This window comes from Hyalangium sp., assembly GCF_035629615.1.
GTDB lineage: Bacteria > Myxococcota > Myxococcia > Myxococcales > Myxococcaceae > Hyalangium.
Genome location: NZ_DASPHO010000117.1, coordinates 1 through 4,792, shown reverse-complemented (window position 1 = coordinate 4,792; position 4,792 = coordinate 1). Strand labels below are relative to the sequence as shown.

Sequence of the window (4,792 nt, the reverse complement as noted above, 5' to 3'; positions counted from 1 at the left end):
CCGAGGCGCCTGTCTCGAGGTTCCTCCATGAAGCGGTTCGTCGTTCGCCGACGCGTGTCGATCAGCGGTGTGGAGGATGCGGGCAGCGTGATGCCGCAGTGGCCGGTCATGACCTCTCGCGGGTGGATCCAGCGCATGGGTTCCGGCGGTGGTGTCTCCGGGCTCGGGCTCGCGGTGGGCCACGAGCCCCCAGGCTGCAGCCCGCGCGCATTCCGTGAGGCGCATGGGGAGCTGTCGCCCATGGCTGAGGAGTGAAGTGACAGCACGCATATGGCAGTTGCTGTCCATGTCTCCTGTTCCACGTGGAACGTGCGCGGGCCAGGCAGTGGAGGAGTGCATGGGCTGTCCGTGTTCCACGTGGAACGTCGCGGGCGACGGCGCGGTTCGCGACGGGCCGGGACTGGGTTCGTGTTCCACGTGGAACGTCGATGCCTGGAATCGGGAGGGGGCTTGGTGAAGGCTCGCTGCCGCTGTGTTCCACGTGGAACGTCGGGGCTGTGTTCCACGTGGAACGTGCCTCCGCGGACCGCTCTCAGGGGGGCCAGAAATGACCTCGGAAGTGCCGCGCGGAGCCTCCTTCCGAGCCCCTCAGGAGGTAACCGAGCAGGCCCAAAATGACACTAGATTGAATGACCATTTGGTGGCTCAATGCCGCCCGCACTCCCCGCACCCCGGGGACGGAATGAGGACGGGCACGTGGGTCGAATCATCTGCATCTCCAACCAGAAGGGTGGCGTCGGAAAGACGACCACCGCCATCAATCTCGCCGCCAGCCTCGCCTCGGCCGAGCGCCGCACGCTCCTGGTGGACATGGATCCTCAGGGCAATGCCGGCAGTGGCCTGGGCCTCAAGCGCGACCAGCTCCAGGGCACCATCTATGAGGCGCTCCTCGGGGGCCGCCCCATGAAGGAGCTCATCCACTCCACCGAGCTGCGCTACCTCCATGTCGTGCCCGCCACGCCGGACCTCACCGGCGCCGAGGTGGAGCTCGTCAACCTGGAGCGCCGCGAGTTCCGTCTCCGCGATGCGCTGCGCCCCCTGGCCAAGGAGTACGACTACATCCTCATCGACTGCCCGCCGTCGCTGGGCCTGCTCACCCTCAACTCGCTGGTGGCCGCCGACTCCGTCCTCATCCCGCTGCAGTGCGAGTACTACGCGCTCGAGGGCCTGTCCCAGCTCACCCACACCGTGGACCTGGTGCGCCAGGGGCTCAACAAGGCGCTGAAGATGGAGGGCATCCTCCTCACCATGTTCGACGGGCGCGCCAACATCGCCAACCAGGTGGTGGAGGAGGTGCGCGGCTACTTCAAGGACCAGGTGTTCAGCGTGGTGGTGCCGCGCAACGTGCGCCTCGCCGAGTGCCCCTCCTTCGGCAAGCCCATCATCCTCTATGACATCAAGTCGAAGGGCTGCGAGAGCTACCTGGCTCTCGGCCGCGAGATCATGAACCGCGAGGGCAGGAAGCCGCCCGCTCGCAAGGTCGCTTGATTCGCGAAGCCGAACCCAAGGACCCTCAACCTTCCCCCTTCCACGCTCCCCCCGGTGCGTGAGGGCCTGGCGCCCGGGCGCCACCGTGGAGAGACGACGTGCAGACTGCTGCCGACAAACAGAAGCGTGCGCTGGGACGAGGCCTCTCGGCCCTCATCCCCCAGGCGGCCCCCGTGGCCGCCGTGCCCAACACGGTGGTGGCCGAGCCGCCGCCGCGCAACGGCGTGCTCAAGCTGCCCATCGAGTCCATCCGCCGGGACACCGCTCAGCCGCGCCGCCACTTCGATGAGGCGAAGCTGGCCGAGCTCACCGAGTCCATCAAGGCCCAGGGCGTGCTGCAGCCGGTGCTCGTGCGCAAGGAGGGCTCCGGCTACAAGCTCATCGCCGGCGAGCGTCGCTGGCGCGCGGCCCAGGCCGCGGGGCTGAAGGAGGTGCCCGCCCTGGTGCGCGAGGTGACGGAGTCCCAGGCCTTCGAGCTGGCGCTGGTGGAGAACCTCCAGCGCGCGGACCTCAACCCCATTGAAGAGGCCGAGGGCTACCAGCGGCTCCAGGAAGACTTCAAGCTCACGCAGGAGCAGATCAGCCAGCGCGTGGGCAAGGAGCGCTCCACGGTGGCCAACGCCCTGCGGCTGCTGGCGCTGCCAGAGGATGTGAAGGAGCTGGTGGCTGACGGCACGCTGAGCATGGGCCACGCGCGCGCGCTGCTCGGTGTGCCGAGGCTGCCGGAGCTGCAGGCGCTGGCGGCCCAGGTCGCCGAGAAGAAGCTGTCTGTGCGCGACACCGAGAAGCTGGTGCAGCAGCGGCGCACGCATAAGAAGGAGGGGGGAAGGCCACCGAAGCAGAGCCCTCAGGCGAAGGCGCTGGTCGAGGAGCTGCAGCGTCGATTGGGGACAAAAGTACGTCTGAGCGAGCGATCCCCCGGAAAAGGAACTTTGGAAGTGGACTTCTTCTCGTACGATGACCTGGATCGGTTGTTGAAGCTTCTCAGGAAGGAGTAGCGCGTGGCGCTCCTTGGCGGGAAAAAAGACGAAGCACCCAGCACCACTACCAGCAAGCCATTGTTCAAGCGGGAGGAGGATTTCGTGTCGACGCGTCCAGGCGACATTCACACGCTGCTCGGCAAGGGGAGCGAGTTCACCGGGAAGCTCACCTTCGAAGGGCAGGTGCGCATCGACGGCAAGTTCAACGGGGAGATCTTCACCAAGGACACCATCGTCATCGGCGACGGCGCTCGGGTGGAGGCCAAGATCAGCGCTGGGACGGTCATCATCCACGGGACGGTGGTGGGCAATGTCACCGCCCTGCAGATCATCGAGCTCAAGCAGCCGGGCCGCGTGAAGGGTGATCTCACCACGCCTGCGCTCACCATCGAGCGGGGTGCCTCCTATGACGGCACCTGCACGATGGAGGGGAGCCGGCCGCCAGTGCCGGGCGGCGTCGCCACCGAAAAGAAGTAGTGCCGCGCTCCCCCCACAGGGCACTCCGGGCGTCCATGCTGGCGCTCGCCATGTTGGCCGCTGGCTGCCCGGAGAAGAAGGAAGCGCCCGCTCCCTCGACAGGGGGTGGGGCCTCTGGGGGAACCACTGAACGCCCGTCTCCCCTCCGTGCAGGCGTCAAGGTCCCGCTGCCGCCGGGGTGGACGGCGCTCGTCGCCCCGGACGGGAGCTTTCAGGCCGGGCCTCCAGGCCGTCAGGTGCTCCGCGTGGATGTGCGCCGGGGTGAGGGAGAGAAGATGCCCTCGATTGAGGACCTCACGGACTCCATCCGCCAGCAGTTCTCCGAGTTCCAGGTGTCGCTGGATCAAGAGGAGGGCGACGAGCAGGTCGCGCTGGTGCGCATCACCCTGGCACCCAAGCTGACCGATGGAGGGCTGGGGCTCCATGGGTCCGCGCTGCTGGGGGCTCGGCGTGTGGGAGAGGACTTGTTCCTCTGTGCCACGCTGCCCGGTGCGAGCACCGAAGAGGTGCGTCTGGCCACCGAGGCCTGCCGGGACATCCAGGTGCAGGCCGCTCCGCGCTGAGCTTCACGACGAGGCTCAAGCGCCTCGGAGCAGCGGCACCTTCTTCCAATGCTCCTCGATGCGGCGCTTGAACTCTTCTGGGATGGGCAGTTCAGCGCGAAGCTCGCTCCACGACTGGAGGGTGGCCTCGGCGGCCGTCTTGACGGTCGGAAGGACGTCCGCGTTACCGAGATCCAGCTTGCGCGCCAACCGCTCGAAGCTCGCGAGGCTGAAATCCTCGAACCGCTTCGACCGCGCGAGGTTCAGCGCAATCGTGTCATTCGGCATGTACTGGATGGTGGAGACGAAGTCGTAGGCGGGAGAGAGCACGGCGCGGACACCGTCCGGGTACAGCAAGGACCAGTTCTTGTGGTGGGCGTCACCGTTGCCAATGGCGACGATGAAGACCAGCCGGCGCAGGAACTCTTGGAGGGCGTCGTGACCCGCAACGTTCAGGAGGACCTTTGCGATGGTCTCGTAGTTGTACTTCTTGTACTTCTCGTCCGAGTACAACCCCAGCACCTGGGCCATGTCCTCCATGTGGATGCGGCGGCCGGGCTCGGGCCGGTCAAAGCGCCGCACGGCATAGGCGAGGTCTTCACGAAGGACGATGCCCGCTGGGAGCCCTTCGAGATCCGCTACACGCTCCAAGCGGAACTCGGGCACTTGGATCCCGGCGGCCCGCGCCCAGCTCATCATCGAGAACTCGTTCTCGGGGACGCGGTCGTAGCGGTTGTCGGGCAGCTTGACGATCCAATCGCCACCCTTCCCACCCATGGGGAGCGTCATGCCGCGGTCCTTGCGCAGCATCGAGAATTTGAGCTGCACACCCGCGAGCGAGAATCGAAGGGAGTCGGTGGGTTCGGCCTGGCTGGCGGTCGCTTCGACGGGCTCGGTGGTGTCCCAGTTCAGGGCTGTGGCCGGTGTGATGAGAACTGCGCCAGGAAGGTCCTCTCCAAGCCGGGCGATGAGGAAGAACTCTCGCTGCTTGTGGATGCCCTCCCGCTCGGCAATGAGCTCGCGCAGCGGCCCTTCCGGCAGGAGGTTGGAGAAGAAGGGCGGCAGGCGCATCCTGCTGGAGTACCGCCGGGTCAGGTCGTCCTCGAAGAGTTGTCCCAGCAGGGGTCTCGGGTACCGCTGCCGGTACTCTTCTGAGATGACGAACTCGGAGAAGTCGTCATCCAGGCGCGTCAAGGTCCCCACATGGACCTGGCCAAGCCGGACTTCGAGTACGCCCGCTTCGGCTCTCTCGGAGGGCATTTCAGTCCTCCTCATCCGGCACGATCAAGGATTGGAGCGACCCTC

General features: G+C 66.5%; 6 protein-coding genes. 5 read left to right on the top strand and 1 reads right to left on the bottom strand.

Annotated elements, in window-relative coordinates:
* The 5 genes from VD972_RS05645 to VD972_RS05625 all read left to right on the top strand — a co-directional run.
* On the top strand, window positions 1-255 hold a 255-nt coding region (locus VD972_RS05645; RefSeq protein WP_324981895.1), incomplete at its 5' end, for a hypothetical protein.
* A gap of 441 nt (window positions 256-696) precedes the next feature.
* The gene (locus VD972_RS05640; protein WP_324981892.1) at window positions 697-1,488 is read left to right on the top strand and encodes an AAA family ATPase; all 792 of its coding nucleotides are present in this window, start codon (window positions 697-699) and stop codon (window positions 1,486-1,488) included.
* A 98-nt stretch (window positions 1,489-1,586) separates the two neighbouring features.
* Complete coding sequence (locus VD972_RS05635; RefSeq protein ID WP_324981889.1) at window positions 1,587-2,486, top strand: ParB/RepB/Spo0J family partition protein; 900 nt, start codon at window positions 1,587-1,589, stop codon at window positions 2,484-2,486.
* A 3-nt stretch (window positions 2,487-2,489) separates the two neighbouring features.
* The gene (locus VD972_RS05630; RefSeq protein WP_414653991.1) at window positions 2,490-2,945 is read left to right on the top strand and encodes a bactofilin family protein; all 456 of its coding nucleotides are present in this window, start codon (window positions 2,490-2,492) and stop codon (window positions 2,943-2,945) included.
* Entirely contained in the window at window positions 2,945-3,508 is a 564-nt protein-coding gene (locus tag VD972_RS05625; RefSeq protein WP_324981884.1) for a hypothetical protein, read from the top strand. Before VD972_RS05630 ends, VD972_RS05625 begins: the two co-directional genes overlap by 1 nt.
* A 15-nt stretch (window positions 3,509-3,523) precedes the next feature.
* Here the strand turns inward: VD972_RS05625 and VD972_RS05620 are convergent, their stop codons facing one another.
* Window positions 3,524-4,747, bottom strand: a complete 1,224-nt coding sequence (locus tag VD972_RS05620; protein WP_324981881.1) for a type II toxin-antitoxin system HipA family toxin — start codon at window positions 4,745-4,747, stop codon at window positions 3,524-3,526.
* Between the last annotated feature and the right edge of the window lie 45 nt (window positions 4,748-4,792).